The sequence below is a fragment of the Kribbella endophytica genome, assembly GCF_054781295.1.
In genome coordinates this window covers 1,420,482-1,441,164 of record NZ_BAAGUR010000002.1, presented here as the reverse complement: position 1 = coordinate 1,441,164, position 20,683 = coordinate 1,420,482, and the positions used below count along the sequence as shown (strand labels likewise).

The 20,683-nt window shown below is 69.0% G+C and carries 18 protein-coding genes; 7 read left to right on the top strand and 11 right to left on the bottom strand.

Annotated elements, in window-relative coordinates; translation table 11 throughout:
• The first annotated feature begins 32 nt into the window (after positions 1-32).
• A complete protein-coding gene (gene hrpA, locus ACYVIO_RS25190) occupies positions 33-3,956 on the top strand; it encodes an ATP-dependent RNA helicase HrpA (RefSeq protein WP_460653568.1) in 3,924 nt (1,307 codons plus the stop codon).
• Here the strand turns inward: hrpA and ACYVIO_RS25185 are convergent.
• The 8 genes from ACYVIO_RS25185 to ACYVIO_RS25150 all read right to left on the bottom strand — a co-directional run bounded on the left by ACYVIO_RS25185 (position 3,946) and on the right by ACYVIO_RS25150 (position 12,233).
• A complete protein-coding gene (locus tag ACYVIO_RS25185; protein ID WP_460653331.1) occupies positions 3,946-4,746 on the bottom strand; it encodes an alpha/beta fold hydrolase in 801 nt (266 codons plus the stop codon). The genes hrpA and ACYVIO_RS25185 overlap by 11 nt on opposite strands.
• A 62-nt stretch (positions 4,747-4,808) precedes the next feature.
• The gene (locus tag ACYVIO_RS25180; RefSeq protein ID WP_460653330.1) at positions 4,809-7,073 is read right to left on the bottom strand and encodes a discoidin domain-containing protein; all 2,265 of its coding nucleotides are present in this window, start codon (positions 7,071-7,073) and stop codon (positions 4,809-4,811) included.
• A 112-nt stretch (positions 7,074-7,185) separates the two neighbouring features.
• Complete coding sequence (locus ACYVIO_RS25175; RefSeq protein ID WP_460653329.1) at positions 7,186-7,809, bottom strand: response regulator; 624 nt, start codon at positions 7,807-7,809, stop codon at positions 7,186-7,188.
• The gene (locus ACYVIO_RS25170) at positions 7,806-9,008 is read right to left on the bottom strand and encodes a sensor histidine kinase (protein ID WP_460653328.1); all 1,203 of its coding nucleotides are present in this window, start codon (positions 9,006-9,008) and stop codon (positions 7,806-7,808) included. The genes ACYVIO_RS25175 and ACYVIO_RS25170 overlap by 4 nt, the downstream gene beginning before the upstream one ends.
• Positions 9,005-9,727 (bottom strand): ABC transporter permease, encoded by a 723-nt coding sequence (locus ACYVIO_RS25165; protein ID WP_460653327.1) that lies wholly within the window; start codon positions 9,725-9,727, stop codon positions 9,005-9,007. The genes ACYVIO_RS25170 and ACYVIO_RS25165 overlap by 4 nt, the downstream gene beginning before the upstream one ends.
• Positions 9,724-10,437 (bottom strand): ABC transporter ATP-binding protein, encoded by a 714-nt coding sequence (locus ACYVIO_RS25160; RefSeq protein WP_460653326.1) that lies wholly within the window; start codon positions 10,435-10,437, stop codon positions 9,724-9,726. Before ACYVIO_RS25160 ends, ACYVIO_RS25165 begins: the two co-directional genes overlap by 4 nt.
• Before the next feature lie 34 nt (positions 10,438-10,471).
• Positions 10,472-11,368, bottom strand: coding sequence for an alpha/beta fold hydrolase (locus ACYVIO_RS25155; protein WP_460653325.1), 897 nt, complete (start codon positions 11,366-11,368; stop codon positions 10,472-10,474).
• Positions 11,369-11,384: 16 nt separating this feature from the next.
• The gene (locus ACYVIO_RS25150; protein WP_460653324.1) at positions 11,385-12,233 is read right to left on the bottom strand and encodes a helix-turn-helix transcriptional regulator; all 849 of its coding nucleotides are present in this window, start codon (positions 12,231-12,233) and stop codon (positions 11,385-11,387) included.
• A 94-nt stretch (positions 12,234-12,327) separates the two neighbouring features.
• Here ACYVIO_RS25150 and ACYVIO_RS25145 point away from each other — a divergent pair, with 94 nt between their 5' ends.
• Entirely contained in the window at positions 12,328-13,101 is a 774-nt protein-coding gene (locus ACYVIO_RS25145; RefSeq protein WP_460653323.1) for a phytanoyl-CoA dioxygenase family protein, read from the top strand.
• A gap of 61 nt (positions 13,102-13,162) precedes the next feature.
• On the opposite strand, the gene ACYVIO_RS25140 is transcribed toward ACYVIO_RS25145, so the two are convergent.
• Positions 13,163-13,579, bottom strand: a complete 417-nt coding sequence (locus ACYVIO_RS25140) for a VOC family protein (RefSeq protein ID WP_184794550.1) — start codon at positions 13,577-13,579, stop codon at positions 13,163-13,165.
• 152 nt (positions 13,580-13,731) lie between these two features.
• On the opposite strand from ACYVIO_RS25140, the gene ACYVIO_RS25135 reads away from it, so the two are divergent.
• Both ACYVIO_RS25135 and ACYVIO_RS25130 read left to right on the top strand, forming a co-directional pair.
• Positions 13,732-14,502 (top strand): fructosamine kinase family protein, encoded by a 771-nt coding sequence (locus ACYVIO_RS25135; RefSeq protein WP_460653322.1) that lies wholly within the window; start codon positions 13,732-13,734, stop codon positions 14,500-14,502.
• A gap of 58 nt (positions 14,503-14,560) precedes the next feature.
• The gene (locus ACYVIO_RS25130; RefSeq protein WP_460653321.1) at positions 14,561-16,186 is read left to right on the top strand and encodes a beta-N-acetylhexosaminidase; all 1,626 of its coding nucleotides are present in this window, start codon (positions 14,561-14,563) and stop codon (positions 16,184-16,186) included.
• Between the two features lie 60 nt (positions 16,187-16,246).
• Here the strand turns inward: ACYVIO_RS25130 and ACYVIO_RS25125 are convergent, their stop codons facing one another.
• On the bottom strand, positions 16,247-16,519 hold the full coding sequence (locus tag ACYVIO_RS25125; RefSeq protein ID WP_460653320.1) for a protealysin inhibitor emfourin: 273 nt from the start codon (positions 16,517-16,519) through the stop codon (positions 16,247-16,249).
• Between the two features lie 484 nt (positions 16,520-17,003).
• Here ACYVIO_RS25125 and ACYVIO_RS25120 point away from each other — a divergent pair, with 484 nt between their 5' ends.
• Together ACYVIO_RS25120 and ACYVIO_RS25115 are read left to right on the top strand one after the other, a co-directional pair.
• Complete coding sequence (locus ACYVIO_RS25120) at positions 17,004-17,207, top strand: cold-shock protein (protein ID WP_012921273.1); 204 nt, start codon at positions 17,004-17,006, stop codon at positions 17,205-17,207.
• Positions 17,208-17,362: 155 nt separating this feature from the next.
• Positions 17,363-17,863: a DUF6328 family protein gene (locus ACYVIO_RS25115; RefSeq protein WP_460653319.1), complete on the top strand. Its 501-nt coding sequence runs from the start codon at positions 17,363-17,365 to the stop codon at positions 17,861-17,863.
• On the opposite strand, the gene ACYVIO_RS25110 is transcribed toward ACYVIO_RS25115, so the two are convergent.
• Positions 17,860-18,714: an LLM class flavin-dependent oxidoreductase gene (locus tag ACYVIO_RS25110; protein ID WP_460653318.1), complete on the bottom strand. Its 855-nt coding sequence runs from the start codon at positions 18,712-18,714 to the stop codon at positions 17,860-17,862. The two genes, ACYVIO_RS25115 and ACYVIO_RS25110, sit on opposite strands and share 4 nt — an antisense overlap.
• 143 nt (positions 18,715-18,857) lie before the next feature.
• Here ACYVIO_RS25110 and ACYVIO_RS25105 point away from each other — a divergent pair, with 143 nt between their 5' ends.
• Complete coding sequence (locus tag ACYVIO_RS25105; protein ID WP_460653317.1) at positions 18,858-20,627, top strand: BCCT family transporter; 1,770 nt, start codon at positions 18,858-18,860, stop codon at positions 20,625-20,627.
• Positions 20,628-20,683: the final 56 nt, after the last annotated feature.

Sequence of the window (20,683 nt, the reverse complement as noted above, 5' to 3'; positions counted from 1 at the left end):
AGGTTGACGAGGGTGGGCCGAGCGTTGCTGAGCTGCTGCCTCGGCTTGAACAGCTGACGGTCTACGACCGGGAGCAGCTGGGGCGTCGGCTGGAGCGGGTGCGGACGACGCGCGAGCCGGCCAAGCGCGCTCAGGCGCTGCAAGGAATGCTCGGGGCGTTCGAGCAGGCTGAGCGGCGGGTGGAGCAGCGGCGGGCCGCCGTACCGGAGATCACGTATCCCGAAGAGCTGCCGGTCAGTCAGCTGAAGGACGAGATCGGCGCGGCGATCCGGGATCATCAGGTCGTCGTGATCGCGGGTGAGACCGGGTCCGGCAAGACCACGCAGATTCCGAAGATCTGCCTCGAGCTGGGTCGCGGCGTCCAGGGACTCATCGGCCACACCCAGCCGCGACGGCTTGCGGCCAGAACCGTCGCGGAGCGGATCGCAGAAGAGCTCGGGACCGAGCTGGGCGACACCATCGGGTACGCCGTGCGCTTCACCGACAAGGTGAGCGAGCGCTCCCTGGTCAAACTGATGACCGACGGCATCTTGCTCAACGAGCTGCAGCGTGACCGCGACCTGAGCCGGTACGACACGCTCATCATCGACGAGGCGCACGAGCGCAGCCTCAACATCGACTTCATCCTCGGCTACCTGCGCCAACTGCTCCCCCGCCGCCCCGACCTCAAGGTGATCATCACCTCGGCGACCATCGACCCCGAGCGGTTCGCCGAGCACTTCGCCGATGCCAGCGGCAAGCCCGCACCGATCGTCGAGGTCTCCGGCCGCACCTACCCGGTCGAGGTCCGGTACCGCCCGGTCAACGACCCCGAGGACCCGAGCACGATCGACCGCGACCAGACCCAGGCGATCCTGGACGCGGTCGACGAGCTGTCGGTCGAGGCGCCGGGCGACATCCTGGTCTTCCTCAGCGGCGAGCGCGAGATCCGCGACACCGCCGACGCGCTGAACGACAAGTTCGCCCAGAACCGCGGCCGCCCTGGCTCGTCGGTCGAGGTCCTCCCGCTGTACGCGCGACTCTCGAACGCCGAGCAGCACCGCGTCTTCCAGCCGCACAGCAGCAGCCGCCGGATCGTGCTCGCGACCAACGTCGCCGAGACCTCGCTGACCGTGCCGGGCATCAAGTACGTGATCGACCCCGGTACGGCGCGCATCTCGCGCTACAGCCACCGCACCAAGGTCCAGCACCTGCCGATCGAGGCGATCTCGCAGGCCAGCGCGAACCAGCGCAAGGGCCGCTCGGGCCGCACCAGCGACGGTATCGCCATCCGCCTGTACTCCGAGGAGCACTTCGAGGGCCGGCCGGAGTTCACCGAGCCCGAGATCCTGCGCACCAACCTCGCCTCGGTGATCCTGCAGATGACGTCGATCGGCCTCGGCGACATCGCGGCGTTCCCGTTCATCGACGAGCCGGACAAACGCAGCATCACCGACGGCCTGCAACTGCTCACCGAGCTCGGCGCGGTCGAGTCCGCGAAGGCCAGCGAGCGCCATCGCCGGCTCACCCCGATCGGCAAACAGCTCGCGCAGATCCCGCTCGACCCGCGGCTGGCCCGGATGATCGTCGAGGCGGACAAGCACTCCTGTGTGCGCGAGGTGATGGTGATCGCGGCCGCGCTGTCGATCCAGGACCCGCGCGAGCGGCCGACCGACGCCGAGGCGCAGGCCACCCAGTCGCACGCGCGGTTCCGCGACCCGAACAGCGACTTCCTCGGGTACCTCAACCTCTGGGGCTACCTCAAGAAGCAGCAGAAGGAACTGTCCGGCAACCAGTTCCGCCGGATGTGCCGCAGCGAGTACCTCAACTACCTGCGCGTCCGCGAGTGGCAGGACATCTTCGCCCAGCTGCGCCAGGTCGCGTCCCAGATCGGCGTCACGCTCAACTCCGGCGAGCCCGCCGACCCGCAGAGCGTGCACGTCTCGCTGATGTCCGGCCTGCTGTCGCACCTGGGCATGAAGGACCCGGCCAACCAGCACCAGTACTTGGGGGCCCGCGGCACCAAGTTCGCGATCTTCCCGGGTTCAGGCCTGTTCAAGAAGCCGCCGCAGTTCGTGATGGCCGCCGAGCTCGTCGAGACGTCGCGCCTGTGGGCCCGCGTCAACGCGAAGATCGAGCCCGAGTGGGCCGAGGACATCGCCCAGCACCTGATCAAGCGCAGCTACTCCGAGCCGCACTGGGAGCGCAAGGCCGGCGCCGTGATGGCGTACGAGAAGGTCACCCTGTACGGCGTACCGATCGTTGCCCGCCGCAAGATCAACTACGGCTCGGTCGATCCCGAGGTGTCGCGCGAGCTGTTCATCCGCAACGCGCTGGTCGAGGGCGACTGGGACACCCACCACAAGTTCTTCCACGCCAACCGCAAGCTGCTCGAAGAGGTCGAGGAGCTCGAGGAACGCACCCGGCGCCGCGACCTGCGGGTCGACGACGAGACGCTGTTCGCCTTCTACGACGAGCGTCTCGGCCCCGAGGTCGTCACCGGTCGGCACTTCGACACGTGGTGGAAGAAGGCCCGGCAACGCGACGCCGACCTGCTCGACTTCGAGCGGTCGCTGGTGGTCCGTGAGGGCGCCGAGGTGCGCGAAGAGGAGTTCCCGCTCACCTGGTCGCAGAACGGGATGACCTTCGACCTGACCTACGCCTTCGAGCCCGGCACCGACGCGGACGGCGTCACCGTGCACCTGCCGCTGCTGGTGCTCAACCAGGTGACCGCCGACGGGTTCGAGTGGAGTGTGCCGGGCTTCCGCGAGGAGCTGGTCACGACACTGATCAAGTCGTTGCCCAAGGCCATCAGGCGCAACATCGTGCCGGCTCCAGACCATGCCCGGCAGGTGCTCCCCCACCTCGACCCGGCGTCCGGTCCGCTCACCGACGCGCTCGCCCGCGAGCTGCGCAACCTGCGCGACGTCGTGATCGACGAGTCCGACTGGGACTGGACGCGCGTGCCCGAGCACCTGCGGATGACGTTCCGGGTGGTCGACGACCAGGGCAAGACCGTGGCCGAGAGCAAGGACCTGGCCCGGTTGAAGGAACGGCTGAAGCCGAAGACGACGGCCGCGATCTCGAAGGTCGCGTCGAAGGCCGTGAGCGGGCTGGAGCGGGGCGGGCTGACCGACTGGACGATCGGTGACTTGCCGCGCAGCTTCTCCGAGCACCGCGCCGGACTCACCATCGCCGGCTACCCGGCGCTGGTCGACGAGGGCAAGACCGTCGCCGTACGGCTGCAGGAGACCGAGCGCGACCAGGCAGCCGCGATGTGGGCCGGGACGCGCAAGCTGCTCCTGCTGACGATGCCGTCGGTGGTCGACGTCGTACAGAAGAACCTGACCAACCAGCAGAAGATGACGCTGCTGGCCGGGCCGCACCGCAGCGTCGGTGATCTGCTCGACGACGCGATCTCCGCGGCGATCGACCAGCTGATGACGGCGGCCGGTGGCCCGGCCTGGAACCTGACCGCGTTCTCGATCCTGCGCGACGCCGTACGGTCCGACCTGGCCGACACCGTGCTGACGATCCTGCAGCAGGTCGAGCAGGTGCTCGGGCATGCGCGGACCGTCGACAAGCAGATCTCGCGGTCGTCGAGCCCCGCGCTACTGGCCGCGTTGTCCGACGTACGGGGTCAGCTGGAGGGGCTGGTGCATCGCGGGTTCATCACCGAGACCGGCGCGCAGCGACTGCCCGACCTGATCCGCTACCTGCGCGGGATCGAGCAGCGCCTCGACAAGGTCGCGGCGAACGCGATGCGGGACCGGTCCGGGATGGCGATCGTGCAGCTGCTGACCGAGGAGTACCAGGCGCGGTTGCGCGCCGTACCGGCCGGGAAGTATCCGAGCCCGGAGCTCCTCGACGTGCGCTGGATGCTGGAGGAGCTCCGGATCAGCCTGTTCGCACAGACCATCGGTACGCCGTACCCGGTGTCCGACAAGCGGATCCGGAAGGCGCTGGCTACGGCTTAGCCGGCTCCGGGGCGTCGAGGAAGCCGGTGACGAGCTCGCGGAACAGCTCGGTGCGGGCCAGGCCGAGGAAGTGGGTGCTGCCGGGGATCACCGCGAGCTGGTTGACCGGCAGGCCGACGAAGTCGGCGTTCACGTCGCCGCCGAGCAGCTGGTAGACCTTGACCGCGTGCTGGAGCGTGAGGCCGTCGTTGTCGCCGACGGTGAGCAGGGTCGGGACGCTGATCGACTTGATCTGCTCGTCGGTCCACTCCGGCACGCCCTGGTTGAAGGTGCCGAGCTTGTCGAGCAGGGCCTGCAGGTGCTCGAGGTCCGGGTGCGGCGACTTGGCCAGGTAGTCGGACTCCATCGGCGTGCCGGCGATCATCTCGACCTTCATCTCGCCGACCGCGGCGCTCTCGGGCCGGTTGCCCTCGTGCTGGAACGACGCCGACGACAGGATCGCCTTGCGGATCAGCTGCGGGTGGTTGATCACCAGGTTCTGCGCGACCCCGGAGCCGACGCTGAAGCCGAACACGTCGACCTGCTCGAGACCGAGGTGCTCGAGCAGGCCGATCACGTCCGAGGCGAGGTTCGGGCAGGTCAGCAGCCGGTCGATGTCGTTGGTCCGGCCGTGGGCCTGGAAGTCGGCGGCAATGACCTGCCGGGTCTCGGCGAGCTTCGGGAGCAGCTCGCCGAACTGCAGGTCGATGTTGAACAGCCCACCGTGCAGCAGGAGCAGCGGCGTGCCGCCCTCGCCGTGGATCTCGTAGTACATCTCGAGGCCGTTGACGGGCGCGTATCCGGTCTTCACTGCGGTCTCCCCTAGGTCGGTGGGCCCCCAGTATCAGCTACCGGGGGCCCACCTGCTGGGGGTTACGGGTAGTTCGTCACGTAGCGCTGCTGCGTGGCCGCGTTCGCCGTACCGCCGGTGTTGTTGATGACGTTGCTGATCGTGCCGACACCGCCGAGCGAGACCGACACCAGGCCGTGGAACCGGACGCCGGGAGTGTCGGGGACCTCGAAGGATCGGGAGGCGACGATCGACGGGTTGGTGTTGAAGAACGAGTAGCTGCCGACGCCCCACGCCTCGTGGTTGCTGACGCCGTTCGCGACCTTGTACGCCGCCCAGCCCTGGGTCCCGCCGCCGCTGCTCCAGCCGGCCTGGTTCGGCACGTCGTACGGGAACTCGTTCTGGAAGAAGTACGTGCGGCCGTTGTTGCCGTTCCAGAGCACCTCGTACTGCTGGTAGTGCTCGACGAACAGGCCGTACATCGTCACGTTGTTGCCGTTGACGACGAGTCCGTTGGCCGCCGTGTTGACGTCCCAGCCGATGCCGTCGCCGTGGTCACCGCGCCACAGCCAGAGGTGGTCGCCGATCACGTTGCTGCTGTTCACCTGCACGCTGACCGTGGCCCTGCCGACGTGCGCGCCGCCGATCCGGGCGTAGACGTCGTGCAGCGAGGTCGGGTTGGCGGCGTGGTTCGCGTTCGAGCCGGCCGGGCCGACCTGGATCAGGACCGGCGAGTTGACCGGACCGGCGTCGACCAGGAAGCCGGCCAGCTTCACGCCGTCGACGTCCGCGACGCTGACCGCCGCCTGACCGGTGTCCGGGATGAGCGTGGCCAGACCGAGGCCCAGTACGACGGTGTTGGCGCGGTTGACCTTGATGCTGTCGTTGAGGTGGTAGATGCCGGGCGTGAGCAGCAGGTGCTTGCCCTGGTCGAGCGCGGCGTTGATCGTCGCGGCGGAGACGCCGGGCTTGGCGACGTAGAAGTCGGCGAGGCTGATCGACGTACCGGCGGCCGGACCGTTGGACCAGCTGGTGCCGGAGGCGTTGTTGCGCAGGGCCGGGACGAACACGTTGTAGTTGCCGTCAGCACCGAAGTACAGGAACGGCTTCTCCCGGATCTGCGGCGTCTGGCCGACCACCGTGTGCGACGGGTTCGGGAAGTTCTGCGGCGGCGCGCCGTTGACGCCGACGAAGACCATGTTCCAGACCGAGCCGGCCCAGCCGTTGCCGAACTCGGAGTTGCGCGACAGCCACTGCTGCTGCGATCCGGAGACCACGCGGCCGTCGATCTTGGTGTCGGCGAACAGACCGCCGCTGGCCCAGCCGTCACCGCCGTTCCAGAGCTGGATCTCCGGTGCGCCCTTCAGGTGCATCCGCCGGTACGGCGCCGCCTGCGACACCGCCCACCGCTCGATCTGGCCCGGCGGGGTGGTGACGGCCAGGTTCTCGGCGGAGCGCCAGAAGTTCTGGGTCGCGTTGCCCTTGTTGTTCGGGTTGTCGCCCTGCTGGAGCCAGTCGGCCTCGACGCGGACGTGGCCGTTGAGGTTGACGTCGTCCGGGGACAGGCCGAGGCCGGCGGCCTGGGTGTAGAAGCCGAGGTTGACGTCGGCGTTGTAGGTGCCGGGCTTCCACAGTGCGGCGTACCGCTGGGTGCCGAACTGGTTGGTGTGCATCTCGGCCGCGATCTGGTTCAGCTTGTTCTGCATCTCGGCCTGCGGAGTGCTGGGGCTGAAGACCGAGACGTTCGGGCCGAAGTCGGGGTTGCGCGGATCGGTCGGCGGGATCACAGGACCGGTGCCTCCGTCGGTGGTGCGGACGGCGACCTCCCACAGCGAGTAGCCGTACCCGGTCGCGCGCTGGGTGCCGGTGATCCGCAGGTAGCGGCCGGTGCCGTTGACGTCGAGGGTCTGGGTGCCGCCGGTGCTGGTCGTCGTCGCGTAGAGCTGCGTCCAGTTGGCGGCGTTGTCGGAGGCCTCGATCCGGAAGGCCTTGCCGTACGCCGTCTCCCAGGTCAGCGCGACCTGGCAGATCGGCTTGCTGGACCCGAGGTCGATCTGCAGCCACTGGGGATCGGAGAACGCGCTCCCCCAGCGGGTACCCGGGTTGCCGTCGACGGCGGCCGCGGCCGGGACGCCGCCGTTCTCGGTGGACGAGGCGGTGGCCGGGCGGCCCTGGGCGATGTTCGCCGTACCGCAGGCTGCGTCCTGCTGGTCGACCGCCGCGTCGGCCTCACCAGAGACGACGAGCGCGGTGGCCAGCAGGAGGCCTGCGGACGCGAGGGCCAGAGAGCGACGAAGGAACGCCGGGGACCGGCGTGAGGGCGCCGGAGAGCGCGTGCTGAAGGACATGGGCGAGACCAATCAGACGGTGAACAGGGCGGGTGAGAGAGCGCTCTCTGAGAGAGTGGCCCCGCTCCGCTTGCCTGTCAAGGGAACGTTCCCTGAGCGCGGTTCCGGAACTTCAGTGCGACAGCAGACCACGCTGGAAGGCGATCGCCACCGCAGCGGCCCGGTCCTTGGCCTCGAGCTTGGCGTACAGGTGGATGAGGTGGGTCTTGACCGTCGCCTCGGTGATGAACAGGCGGGTGGCGATCTCGCGGTTGGTGGTGCCGCGGGCGACCAGGGTCAGAACTTCCAGCTCGCGGGGGCTGAGCTTCTGATGCTCGGGGGTGGTGGAGCGCTGGGTCAACGCGTGGGCGACCGTCGGCGAGAGCACGCTCTCTCCGCGAGCTGTTGCTTCGACGGCGCGGCGGAGTTCGGCGCGCGGGGTGTCCTTGAGCAGGTAGCCGGTCGCGCCCTCGTCGATCGCCGCGTGGATCTCGGTGTCGTCGTCGAAGGTGGTGAGGACGAGGATGCGGACGGTCGGCTGCTGGGCGCGGAGGGCGCGGATCAGGTCGGCGCCGCTCAGACCGGGCATGCGGAGATCGAGCAGTACGACGTCCGGTCGGTGCTGGGCAGCGATCGTGAGCGCTTCGGCGCCGTCGCCGGCTTCACCAACGACGTCGAACGCGGGGTCGCTGGCGAAGATGCCGCGCAGTCCGTCGCGGACGATCGGGTGGTCGTCGACGATGATCAGCCGGATCATTCGGTGGCCGCTCGAATGGCAGGGACGGTCGCGGAGATCGCCGTACCGCGGTCAGCTCCGGACTCGACGACCAAGGTGCCGGCCAATCGAGCGACCCGCTGCCGCATCACCACCAAGCCAAAGCCGCCCACCGGCGCCGCCCCCTCCCCGGCCCCACCGCCTTGCATGGTTGCAGTTCTGAAGCCCTTGCCGTTGTCGTGGAGGTCGAGGGCGACCACGTCGTCCAGGTACGACACCGTGACGACCACCTTCGTCGCGTTCGCGTGCTTGGTGATGTTGGTGAGGGCTTCCTGGGCCACGCGGATCAGCGTCGACTCGACTTCGGTGTGCAGGGCAACGGGTTCGCCCGTCACAGTGAGCGTGGCCGGCACTCCCCCGGCTGTCGCCCAGTCGGCGACGAGCTTCTCCAACGCGGCAGCGAAATCGCTGTCCTGCAAGGGACCTGGGCGCAGGGCGTGGATCGACCGTCTGGCTTCGGCGAGGCTTTCGCGGGCGAGTCCGCCGATGGTCGACAGCCGAGCGTGGCTCGTTGCCGGGTCGTCTTCGGCGGCCTCGGTCTGGGTGACGATGCCGGTCAGGCCCTGGGCGATCGTGTCGTGGATCTCGCGCGCCATCCGCTGGCGTTCGCCCAGTACGCCGGCCTCGCGGGCGCTGGTGAGGAGCCGCGCTTGCAGCTCCGCGTTCTGTTCGCCGAGGGCCGCGAGTTCGGTGGTGGTACGGCGGAGCTCGGCGATGAGTTGGCGGCGTTGCTCGGACTGGGTGGCGATCGCGGTGAAGAGCAGCCCGGTCGCGGAGGCGATCAGTACGGCGATCAGGAACGAGACGATCAGGTCACCGACGCCCTCGCCCGACCTCGGCCGGGCGAGGACCAGTACGGCGGAGGTCGCGGCGACACCGGCGTACGCGAGCTTGCCGGGGAGGAGGGTGAAGACCTGGAGGAAGAGACCGACGCCCGTGACGGAGAAGAGCGAGTCGGCGTGGACGAGGAACGCGAGGAGCGCGAGCATGCCGACGAGGTAGACGACCTTGAGCAGGAGGCGGTGGCTTGTGCGGTAGAGGACTGCCATCCAGGCGAGGGTCAGCAGACTGACGAGGAAGACCGAAGGTCGCCAGTCGTCGAGCAGCGCGAAGGTCGCGGGCAGGAGCAGGAAGAGGTACGGGAGACTCGGGAGGGCTCGCTCCCAGACCGGGGTGTTCATGCGCGGAAGACGCGGGCCGCGAGGGCGGTCGTGGTTACGGTGATGGCCGCCATGACGATCAGGGTAAGGGCGGACAGTGGTTGTCCGGACCAGGCGGCGCGGATCGTCTCGACCACCGGCGCCATCGGGGTCCAGTCGCCGATCGTGCGCAGCGCGCCCGACGTCAGCTCGCGCGGGATCATCGCGCCGGACACGAACACCATCGGGAAGAACAGTCCGAGGCCGAGCAGCGTCGCGCTGCGGTTGTTCGGGACCAGCGCGCCGATCAGCAGGCCGATCCCGCCGAGGCTGCTCGCGCCGAGCAGCCACGCCAGCAGGACCTTCGCGACGTTCGCCGGTGCGGCGAGGTCGAAGGCGAGGGCGCCGATCGCGATCAGTACCGCCGTACCGGCTGCTGCCAGCAGGAGGTGGGCGATCCACTGCGCGCCGAGCAGCAGCCCGGGCGCGGCCGGCGTTGCGCGGAGCCGCTTGAGGATGCCGCGTTCGCGGTACTGCGCGATCGTGCTCGGCAGGACGACGAACGCGGCCAGGCCGATCACGAAGACGCTGAGCATCGGCACGTTCGCGTCGATGTCGCGGACGCCGCCGGGCAGCGAGTCCGAGCTGCGCATCTTGACCCAGAGCAGCACCGCGGGGAACGCGAGCGCGAAGAACGCCGAGGACGGGTCGCGGACGATCAGCCGGAGCTCGACGGCGACGACCTGCAGCAAGCCTTTCACGACAGGTCCGTTCCGGACAGCGCCAAGTACGCACTCTCCAGCGAGTCCGTCGCGGTCTCCGCGACCAGTTCGGCCGGGCTGCCGGCGGCGATCACGCGGCCGTTCCCGACGACGATCACCTGGTCGCACAACGCCTCGGCCTCGTCCATGAAGTGCGTCACCAGTACGACGGTCAGCCCGCGTTCCCTCAGCTTCTTCAGCATCGTCCACGTCGTACGCCGGGCGACCGGATCGAGCCCCGTGGTCAGCTCGTCGAGGAACACGATCTCCGGATCGCCGACCAGCGCGAGCGCCACGAACAGCCGCTGCTTCCACCCACCCGACAAGCTCCCGAACCTGACCCGCTGCTTGTCCGCCAGGTCCCAGTCCGCCATCACCGTTCGCCAGTCGCCGCCGTCGTACAGGGCGGCGTACAGACGAAAGGCCTCGCCCACCTTCAACGCGTCCGGCAGCGCGGACTCCTGCAGCTGTACGCCGATCCGCTGCTGCAACCGGCGCCGCTCGGTCCACGGATCCATCCCCAGCACGCGCAACTCGCCGCCGTCGCGCCGCCGCAGCCCGGACAGGCACTCGACCAGCGTCGTCTTGCCGGCTCCGTTGGCGCCCGCGATCCCGACGATCTGGCCGCGCTCGACGCGCAACGAGATCCCGTCGACCGCGGGCTTCGACCGGTAGTTCTTCCTGAGCTTCTCGACCTCGATCACTGTCATACGTCGAGGCTCCCGTCCCGCGGAGCCCGCAACATCAACCGATCGATGGACCCCCGGCCAGGAACTCGATCAACCGCTCGGCGGTCTCGTCAGGCGCCTCCTCGGCCAAGAAATGGCCGCCGTCGACCGGGTAGCCCCGGACGTCGTCCGCCCAGCCGCGCCAGATCGCCAACGGGTCGTACCAGCTGCCGACCGCACCGGCCGGATCCCACAGCGCGAGGACCGGGCACGCGATCTTCCGCGTCCCGCGATCGGCCGCGTCGTGCTCGCAGTCCAGCGTCGCCGCCGCGCGGTACTCCTCGCAGATCGCATGCACCCGCGCCGGATCCCGGAACTGCTCCACGTAGGCAGCCCGTACGTCGGCCGGAAACGTCGTCCGGTCCTTCGACCACGTGTCGAGCATGTGCTCGACCAGTACGTCGGGAGCCGCCGCGATCAGCTGCTCGGGGATCGGCTCGGGCGCGCCCAGGAACGACCAGACCCAGTAGCCGACGGCGAACTCCTTGCCAGCACGCTCGAACGCGTCGCCCGTGGGAACGACGTCCAGCACGGCGAGCTTGGTGATCCGATCGGGATGATCAAGAGCCATCCGGTAAGCGCACCGCGCACCCCGGTCGTGGCCGACCACCGCGAAGTCGTCGAAGCCGAGCGCGCTCATCACCTCGACCTGGTCGATCGCGAGCGTCCGCATGCTGTACGGCGAATGGTCGGGAGCGCTCTCCGGCGTACCGCTGCCGCCGTACCCGCGAAGGTCGGTCGCCACCACGGTGAACCGCTCAGCCAACCGCGGTGCGATGCGATGCCACATCAGGTGCGTCTGCGGAATCCCGTGCAGCAGCAGGAGCGGTGGCCCCACTCCCCCACGGCGCCCGTGGATCGTGGTGGCCGAGGTGGTCACCGTGAACTCGTCGAAACCCTCGAACAGGCCCATCGCCCCACCGTAAACGTCACGGCACGAACGCGCGTTGGGACTGGTGGCGGAAGGTTCTCGGGGAGAGGTGGTGAGCTGCGGTGAAGCGGCGGGTGAAGTAGGACTGGCTGCTGAAACCGCAGCGGGTGGCGATGGTCGCGACCGGCAGTGTGGTTGCTGCTAGCAACGACGCGGCATGCTCGAGACGGAGGTCGGTGACGTACTCGGTAGGCGTCATCCCGTAGGCGGTCCGGAGAGAGCGCGACAGGTGGGCCGCACTGACGCCGGCCAACTCTTGCAGGCGTGGGACTCCGCCGCGGAGGTTGTCCTCGGCGCGCATCGCCGTACAGGCCTCGCCGAGCCAGGCGGGGATCGGGCGGCCGGCCGAGGTGGTGAGCTCGTCGGGCGAGACGAGCGGGAGCAGGTCGATCCAGAAACGCAGCAGGTCGTACTGCGCGGGCTCGGCCTGGAAGCGGGAGAGCGCGGTCTCGAAGGTCTCGATCGCCGCCGCGGGATCGGCGGGCCGGAAGGTGATCGGCTGCCGCGCGGCGTCCCAGCTGCTGCCGGGATTGGTCCTGGTCAGGTTGAGGAAACCCTGCCACGCCGAGCTCGGGAACGCGATGTTGACGAACTCCAGCCCGTCCGGCGCACCACCGCGGATCGCGTGCCGGTCGTGCGGCCGAACCAGTACGACGTCGCCGGCGGCCAGCGGCTGTGTCCCGGTCGGCATCAGGTGCTCGCCGCGGCCCGACACCACACCCATCAGCTCGTGGAAGTCCGCGTGCGTGTGCAGCTCGGAGTCCCGGGCGCGTGCGGCGAACCGGACCCGGGCGGCGTGGTACGGGCGGCCGAGTGCCCACCGCTCGAAACGCAACGCCTGGGGCATGTCACGAGAGTACAAGTTCACGTCAGTCCGTTGCTAGCGCCGACCAGCCGGGGCGGTCGACGATCGACGCAGGACAAACTCGAAGGAGCCTGGGATGACTTCCACAGCAAGCGAGCTCGCGGCGTACGAGCGGGACGGGTACGTCGTGTTCCGGGACGTGCTCGATCCTGAGCTGATCAAGGAAGTGAACGGGCATGTCGACTGGTTGCAGGCTCGGCATCCCGAGGTGCGCCCGGAGCAGCTGGGGCATGTGTTCCTGCGGGACGACCCGTTCTGGGTGCGGCTGGTGAGCGATCCGCGGTTGCTGGCGATCGCCGAACAGTTCGTCGGGCCTGACCTCGCGCTGTTCGCGTCGCACTACATCTCCAAGCCGCCGTACTCGGGACAACCCGTGCTCTGGCACCAGGACGCCGCGTTCTGGCCGTTGGACCCGATGAGCGTCGTGACGCTGTGGCTCGCGGTCGACCACTCGACGCCGCGGAACGGGTGCGTCCGCCTGATCCCCGGCAGCCATCGCGAGCCGGTGCTGGCGATGCGCGAGAACACCAGCGTGGAGAGCGTTCTCGGCCAGGAGATCGCGGTCGCGGTGGACGAGTCGCGGGCGGTCGACATGGTGCTCGCGCCCGGCGACGTCGAGGTGCACCACCCGAACATCGTGCACGGCAGCAACGCCAACACCTCGCCGGACCGGCGCTGCGGTTTGACGATCCGCTACATCCCGACCTCGACCCGGATCACCGATCCGGAGGTCCCGTACCCGAGCGCGTTCCACCTGCAGGGCTCCCCCGGCGTCAACGCCTACCAGCCACGTCCGTCGTACGTCGAAGGCCGCGACTACCCGTTCGCCGGCAGCGCGGACTGGGCCTAGAACATCGAAAGGCCGGTGTCCCGTCACGGGACACCGGCCAGTTCGACAACTCAGTACGAGGTCACTCCAGGCAGATCCGGAACGGGTGGCCGGCCGGGTCGGCGTAGACGCGCCAGCCGCGGGCGTTCTCGGCGGGCGGGGCGTCGACCGGGTCCAGGGGCTCGGCGCCCAGGGCGACGACGGCCGCGTGGCCGCTGGACAGGTCCTCGACGATCAGGTCGAGGTGAAGCTCGAGGGCGTCGGTGCCCGGCCAGGTGGCCGGTACGTAGTCTTCCGAGCGCCGGAAGGCGAGCGACGAGAAGCCGAGCGTCGAACCGGGGCCGCTGAGGCTGCGCCAGTCGTCGTCACCGTGCTCGTCGATCTCCAGACCGAACAGCGTCGAGTAGAACCGGGCGAGCTCGAGTGGGTCCGGGCAGTCCAGCACCACCGAGCCGAGCCGCCCGGCGGTACTGCCCGGCTGCTCTGCCACCTGCGTCATCTGTCCTCCAGCTTCCTTGTCAGGAGTTGGGCCCGTCCTGGTCAGAAGGCCCGGAACACCATGACAGGTCACCGGCCCATCGCGCACCTTCCGACACGCATGGTTTCCACGTCAGGGTGATCCGGCGCCCGCGGACCTGGCAGAGTGCGCCCATGACCAGGCCGCCCGCCGCGTTCGTGAAGCACCGGCATGACGCCCCGCCGGGGTTCTTCGAGGTCGAGGCCGCCGGACTGCGCTGGCTGGCCGTGCCCGGCGGAGTCCCGGTCGCGCCGCCGCTCGAGGTCACCGCGACCAGCATGACCACACCACACCTGGACACCGTCCCGCCGACCGGTGCGGCCGCCGACGAGTTCGGCCGGCTCCTGGCCGTCACGCACGCTGCCGGCGCCCGCTGGTACGGCGTACCGCCGGACGGCTGGGACACCGACGGTTTCATCGGCACGATCGAGCTGCCGCACAGCCTCGACCCGCTGGACACGTGGGGCGCGTTCTACGCCAACCTGCGCCTCCGGCCGTACCTGCGGACGGCGTACGACGCCGGCACGATCGACAGCGCCCACCTGAAGGTCTTCGAACGCCTCTGCCACAAGCTGGAAGCAGGCGCGTACGACGACCCGACGGAACGGCCCAGCCGCGTGCACGGCGACCTGTGGTCCGGCAACGTCGTCTGGTGCGCCGACGGCGTCCACCTGATCGACCCGGCCGCGCACGGCGGTCACCGGGAGACCGACCTGGCCATGCTCGAGCTGTTCGGCATGCCACAGGTCGAGCGCGTCCTGCGCGCGTACGACGAGGCGCACCCGCTGGCCGACGGCTGGCGCGAGCGCGTCGACCTGCACCGCTTGCACCCGCTGCTGACCCACGTGGTGATGTTCGGCGCGGCCTACGTCCCCCGCGCGCTGGCCGTGGCTCACCACTACTAACGCAGGGAGTTGTCGGAAAGTCTTGACTCCCGCTGTGAGCGGACGAACACTTCCGGTCATGACACGACTCGCCCGCCCCAGACGTCAGGTCACCCTGGCCGGACTCGCCGCAGCCGCCCTGCTGGCGACCCCACTCCTAGCCACCTCGCCCGCTTCAGCCGAGCCGACGGGCCAGCCGCAGCCCGCTGCGAGCACTGCGCCCTCGCTGATCCCCAAGCCCTCCAACCAGCAGGCACTGCCCGGCCAGAGCTTCGCCCTGCAGCCCTGGTCCCTCGTCGGCCTCGAGACGAGCGCCAAGGAGAGCCGCGCGGCCAGGAAGGTCGCCGACGGGCTCACCAGCCAGCTGCGCCGCTCGACCGGCTACCCGCTCCCGATCATCCCGGCCGTCCCCGGCCTGGTCGATGTGAAGCTCTCCACCAACGGCCCTGCCTCGCTCGGCGCGGAGGGCTACCAGCTGCGCGCGGACCGCTCGACCCTGAGCGTCGTAGCGGCTACGCCGGAGGGCCTGTTCCGCGGTGTGACCACACTGCGGCAGCTGCTGCCCGCCAAGGCGGAGTCGAAGACCCGTCAGGCCGGACCGTGGCGCATCAGCGGTACTGCGATCTCCGACTCGCCCCGGTACGGCTACCGCGGCGCCATGCTCGACGTGTCCCGCCACTTCTTCTCCGTCGCGGAGGTGAAGCGCTACATCGACCTGGCGTCGCTCTACAAGCTCAACAAGCTGCACCTGCACCTGTCCGACGACCAGGGCTGGCGGATCCAGGTGGACAGCTGGCCGCGGCTCACGACGTACGGCGGGAGCCTGGAGACCACCGGGACGCCCGGCGGCTCCTACACCAAGGCGGAGTACGCCGCGCTGGTCCAGTACGCGACCGACCACTTCATGGAGGTCATCCCCGAGATCGACACTCCTGGTCACACCAACGCGGCACTGGCGTCGTACGCCGAACTGAACTGCGACGGCGTCGCTCCCCCGCTCTACACCGGCACCGAGGTCGGCTTCAGCTCGCTGTGCGTCGGTAAGGACATCACGTACGACTTCCTGGACGACGTGTTCCGCGAGGTCGCCGAGCAGAACCCGGGCAGCGTGCTGCACCTGGGCGGCGACGAGGCGCACTCGACGCCGCACTCGGACTACCTGACCTTCGTCCCGAAGGCGTCCGCGCTGGTCACCCAGCAGGGCAAGAAGGTTATGGGCTGGCAGGAGATCGCCGAGACGCCGCTCCCGCCGGGCAGCATCGCGCAGTACTGGGGCACCGACGACAGCCGGTCCCGTGAGCTGGCCCGCAAGGCCGCGGCGCAGGGCGCGAAGGTCGTCATGTCGCCGGCGAACCGGGCGTACATGGACATGAAGTACGACGAGAGCACGCCGATCGGGCAGGACTGGGCCGGTCTGGTCAGCGTCCAGAAGTCGTACGACTGGAACCCGTCGACGCTGATCCCGAACCTGCCGGAGAGCGCGATCGCCGGCGTCGAGGCGCCGTTGTGGACCGAGACGCTGGACGACGTGGACAAGCTCGAGTACATGGCGTTCCCTCGGCTGCCGGGCATCGCCGAGCTGGGCTGGTCGCCGGCCTCCGCGCTGGACTGGACGACGTACTCCGACCGGCTGGCCGGTCAGGGCTCGCGCTGGGACGCGCTCAGCGTGAACTTCTACCGCGCGCCTGAGATCGCCTGGCGGTAGGTACGCGAGACCAGGGCCCCGGAGAGCGCGCTCTCTGGGGCCCTGCTCGTTCTGGGGGCCCTACTCCTGCGTGAGGACCCGTTCGAGCAACCAGGCGGCGTCCTGGTCCAGATCCTGCTCGGCGACGACCACCGCGGCCACCCGCTCGCCGGCGGTGAGCTCCAGCCGGTAGACGTACCGGTCGGGCTGCGGACGCCCGGTGCCCGGCGGTTGCTCGGTCAGCCGTACGGCGACCGCCTCGAGCACCTCGGCGTCGGGCTCACCGGAGGTGTCCAGTTCGCCACTGGTCTTCAATCCGGCGAATCCACCACTGCGGCTGACTTTGAGAAACACCGAATACTCCCCGGGTCGTGGTCTGCCCAAACCTTTCCGGACCTGGCCGGTTCTGTCCACCTTCGCGCGACACGCCGACGAATTCGGCGCCACCGCCAACGCCATCACCCGGCGTACAGGAATCGGTGTCCTACCTTGTCCCGGACTGGAAACGCTCACAGCGGCAGGTGCCGCGACGTTTCAGCAGGTCGCCGGGGGTTTCGTTGTCCTGCGGCGGTTCCGGGACGACGCGGCGACCGCCGGTGAGGCCCGTCAGGACCCGGTCACAGAACGTGGCGGGCGGCAACTTTACGCGACACGTGTTCGTGGTCACCCCTTCCACGAGGCTCCAGATCGGCTACAGTTATCGCGTTGCAGTTTTGGACTCCCATTGACTTTCGCTGTGCTGCATGGCCGGTTCTGTCTATCTGGGGCCTTTCGGCGACACGTGGCCCATGAGGTGTGGGTCGCGGTTTGTTACAAGCCATCAAGGAGATAGACACAAATGGCTGTCGGTACTGTCAAGTGGTTCAACGCTGACAAGGGCTTCGGCTTCATCACCCCGGATGACGGTGGCGCGGACGTGTTCGCGCACTACTCGGCCATCCAGACCTCGGGCTTCCGCTCGCTGGACGAGAACCAGCGCGTCGAGTTCGAGATCACCCAGGGCCAGAAGGGCCTGCAGGCGGAGAACATCCGTCCGATCTGATCCCCGGATCTGATCAGCTCTTCAGCACGGCAAACGAGCGGGCCGTCCACTTCGGTGGGCGGCCCGTTCGCTGTTCCCCGAGCTGTTCCGCGCGCGATTGCGGTGGGATTGAATCGGGGTACCAGTTCGGCCACAGCAGCCCCCTGAGGAGACCGATGACCGAGCAGGACCGCGCCGCCAGCTACAGCCGTGACGACGAGGACAAGGGCGAGCAGCTCGACCGGCACTGGAACGAGCTGCTCCAGGAGCTGCGGCTGGCCCAGACCGGTACGCAGATCCTGTTCGCCTTCCTGCTCGGCATCGCCTTCCAGGACCGGTTCCAGGACGCGGACGCCTTCACCCACGACGTCTACGCCGGCACGCTGGTCGCCGCCGCGCTGGCCGTCGCGCTGTTCCTCGCCCCGGTCTCGTTCCACCGGATCCTGTTCCAGCAGCGGCTGCGCGACCGGCTCGTCCCGATCGCGCACCACCTGGCCAGCGCCGGCCTGGTCTTCCTGATCGCCGCGATGTGCGGCGGTGTCCTGCTCGCCCTCGACGTCGTCCTCAGCCGCACGGTCGCGATCGTCGTCGTGGCGATCGTCCTGGTCTGGTTCCTCGCGTTCTGGTACATCCTGCCGGCGTACGTCCGTCGTACGAGCAAGAACGGGAAGGGCTAGCGCAGGCGGGGCATGACCTCGGTGGCGACCTGCTCCAGGACCGCCTCGGTGCCGGCGTAGATGCCTTCGGGGCGGGGCCAGTGGGTGATCACGTCGGTGAAGCCGAGCTTCGCGGCGCGGGTGACGGCGTCCTCGAACGCGTCGGCGCTGGACAGGGCGTAGACGGTCGAGTCCAGCGACAGGTAGCGGTCGAAGGAACGGCCTTCCAGTACGTCGTCCATCCGGTGGCTGAGGTCGGCGACCGAGCCCCACCAGCTGTCCAGGTCGTCACCCTTGCCGCCGGTGGTCACCCAGCCGGCGCCGTACTTGACCGCCAGGCGGAGCGAGCGCGGACCGTTCGCGGCCATCACGAACGGGACGCGTGGTTGCTGGACGCAACCAGGCAGCGTGCGGCCGTTGCGGGTCTCGTAGTACTCGCCGTGGTGGTCGACACCGTCCGTGGTCAGCAGCTTGTCGAGCAGCTCGGTGAACTCGGTCAGCCGGTCGACCTTCTGCCGCGGCGTGAGGTCCGGACCGCCGAGGATGGTCGTGTCGATCCCGCCGCCGGCACCGATGCCGCACAGGAAGCGGCCGTCGGAGATGTCATCCAGGGCGAGGATCTCGCGGGTCAGCGCGAGCGGGTGACGGAAGTTCGGCGAGGTGACGAAGGTGCCGAGCTTGACCGTCGACGTGACGAGGGCGGCGGCGGTCAGTGTCGGCGTCGTTCCGTACCACGGTGAGTCCTGCAGGCCGCCCCAGGTCAGGTGGTCGTAGGTCCAGGCGTGGTCGAAGCCGAGCTCCTCGGCCGCGCGCCACTTCGGCGCGGCCTCGCTCCAGCGGTACTCGGGCAGGATCGTGATTCCGAATCGCATGCCTCGCACACTAGTCCGCACGATCGACATGTGGCCGGGCCCACACGATAGTTGCATTTCTCCACGATCTTCGACACGGTCGTAAGGCAGTCCCCCCGACACCCTTGAACAGGAGGCGCGCCGAAGCGAGGCGTGTAGCAGCCGTGGCGATCGACATCGAGGATCAGCAGCACCTGTCCCCCGATCACGAGAACGAGCACCCTGCACTTGCCACCCCACCACCACCTGGCAGCCGAAGTCGCGGCTCAGGGCTGGACCGAATCGTCTTCGGCGTCACCGCGGTCATCGCCCTGGCCTTCGTGGCCTGGGGATTCGCCGACTCCGGCGGTCTCGGTACGGCGTCCGACAGCGCGCTGACCTGGGTCGAGCACAACACCGGCTGGCTGTTCGTCCTGCTGGCCTCGGGATTCGTGGTCTTCGTGATCTGGCTGGCCGCCGGCCGGTACGGGCGGATCCCGCTCGGCGCCGACGACGAGCAGCCCGAGTTCAAGACCGTCTCCTGGGTCGCGATGATGTTCAGCGCCGGGATGGGCATCGGCCTGATGTTCTACGGCGTCAGCGAGCCGCTGTCGCACTTCACCGCTCCCCCGCCGGGGACCGTCGAAGCCGGCTCGTCGCAGGCGCTCGAGACGGCGATGGCGACGACGTTGTTCCACTGGACCCTGCACCCGTGGGCGATCTACGCCGTCGTCGGCATCGCGATTGCCTACGGCACCTTCCGGCGCGGCCGCTCGCAGCTGATCAGCTCGGCGTTCGCGCCGCTGCTCGGCCGTCGTACCGAAGGGCCGATCGGCAAGGTGATCGACAGCCTCGCGATCTTCGCGACGCTGTTCGGGTCGGCCGCTTCGCTGGGCCTCGGCGCGTTGCAGATCGGCTCCGGCGTCCAGATCCTCGGCTGGATGGACAAGGCCGGCAACGGCGTCCTGGTCGCGATCATCGCGATCCTGACCGCGGCCTTCGTCGCGTCGGCGGTCTCCGGTGTTGCCAAGGGCATCCAATGGCTGTCCAACATCAACATGGTGCTGGCCGTCGTCCTGGCCGTCTTCGTGTTCGTGGTCGGACCGACCGTCCTGATCCTCAACCTGGTGCCGACGGCCATCGGCGACTACTTCCGCGACCTGGCCGACATGGCGGCGCGGACCGAGGCCAGCGGCGGCGACGCGATGGCCAAGTGGCTGTCCGGCTGGACCGTCTTCTACTGGGCCTGGTGGATCTCGTGGACGCCGTTCGTCGGCATGTTCATCGCCCGGATCAGCCGCGGCCGGACGATCCGGCAGTTCGTCACCGGCGTCCTGCTGGTGCCGTCGCTGGTGAGCCTGGTCTGGTTCTGCGTGTTCGGTGGTGCCGCGATCAACGCCCAGCGCAACGGCACGGACATCGCCGGGCAGTCGACGCCGGAGGGCCAGCTGTTCGGGTTGCTGGACACGTTCCCGCTCGCGTCGGTCGCGACGATCGTGGTGGTCCTCCTGGTCGCGATCTTCTTCGTCTCCGGGGCCGACGCCGCCTCGATCGTGATGGGCACGCTGTCCGAGCGCGGAGCGATCACGCCGAAGAAGCCGCTGGTGGTCTTCTGGGGTGTGCTGACCGGTGCGGTCGCGGCGGTGATGCTGTTGGCCGGCGGCGGTGGGGCCGAAGCGTTGCAGGGTTTGCAGAACCTGACGATCGTCGCGGCGTTGCCGTTCGCGCTGGTGATGGTCGGGCTGGCGGTCGCGCTGGCCAAGGACCTGCGCACCGACCCGTTGATGCTCCGGCGCGAGATCGGGACCGAGGCGGTCGAGAACGCGGTGATCGAGGGTGTCTCGGCGCACGGCGACGACTTCTCGCTGGTCGTCACCGGCAACGGCGACGAGGACGGCACCCGGGTGCCGGAGCCGACGCAGCCACGCGACGTCGTACCGCCTCCGAAGGGCTGAGCTGGGAATAGATTGAGGGTTCAACTACATTGGGAGTGGTACGACTTCCGAGAGGT

What these genes read in the sequence shown, in the direction of transcription:
- ACYVIO_RS25180 (WP_460653330.1), bottom strand. Translation starts at nt 7,073, where the DNA reads ATGTCCTTCAGCACGCGCTCTCCGGCGCCCTCACGCCGGTCCCCGGCG.
- ACYVIO_RS25175 (WP_460653329.1), bottom strand. Translation starts at nt 7,809, where the DNA reads ATGATCCGGCTGATCATCGTCGACGACCACCCGATCGTCCGCGACGGA.
- ACYVIO_RS25170 (WP_460653328.1), bottom strand. Translation starts at nt 9,008, where the DNA reads ATGAACACCCCGGTCTGGGAGCGAGCCCTCCCGAGTCTCCCGTACCTC.
- ACYVIO_RS25160 (WP_460653326.1), bottom strand. Translation starts at nt 10,437, where the DNA reads ATGACAGTGATCGAGGTCGAGAAGCTCAGGAAGAACTACCGGTCGAAG.
- ACYVIO_RS25155 (WP_460653325.1), bottom strand. Translation starts at nt 11,368, where the DNA reads ATGGGCCTGTTCGAGGGTTTCGACGAGTTCACGGTGACCACCTCGGCC.
- ACYVIO_RS25150 (WP_460653324.1), bottom strand. Translation starts at nt 12,233, where the DNA reads ATGCCCCAGGCGTTGCGTTTCGAGCGGTGGGCACTCGGCCGCCCGTAC.
- ACYVIO_RS25145 (WP_460653323.1), top strand. Translation starts at nt 12,328, where the DNA reads ATGACTTCCACAGCAAGCGAGCTCGCGGCGTACGAGCGGGACGGGTAC.
- ACYVIO_RS25140 (WP_184794550.1), bottom strand. Translation starts at nt 13,579, where the DNA reads ATGACGCAGGTGGCAGAGCAGCCGGGCAGTACCGCCGGGCGGCTCGGC.
- ACYVIO_RS25135 (WP_460653322.1), top strand. Translation starts at nt 13,732, where the DNA reads ATGACCAGGCCGCCCGCCGCGTTCGTGAAGCACCGGCATGACGCCCCG.
- ACYVIO_RS25130 (WP_460653321.1), top strand. Translation starts at nt 14,561, where the DNA reads ATGACACGACTCGCCCGCCCCAGACGTCAGGTCACCCTGGCCGGACTC.
- ACYVIO_RS25120 (WP_012921273.1), top strand. Translation starts at nt 17,004, where the DNA reads ATGGCTGTCGGTACTGTCAAGTGGTTCAACGCTGACAAGGGCTTCGGC.
- ACYVIO_RS25115 (WP_460653319.1), top strand. Translation starts at nt 17,363, where the DNA reads ATGACCGAGCAGGACCGCGCCGCCAGCTACAGCCGTGACGACGAGGAC.
- ACYVIO_RS25110 (WP_460653318.1), bottom strand. Translation starts at nt 18,714, where the DNA reads ATGCGATTCGGAATCACGATCCTGCCCGAGTACCGCTGGAGCGAGGCC.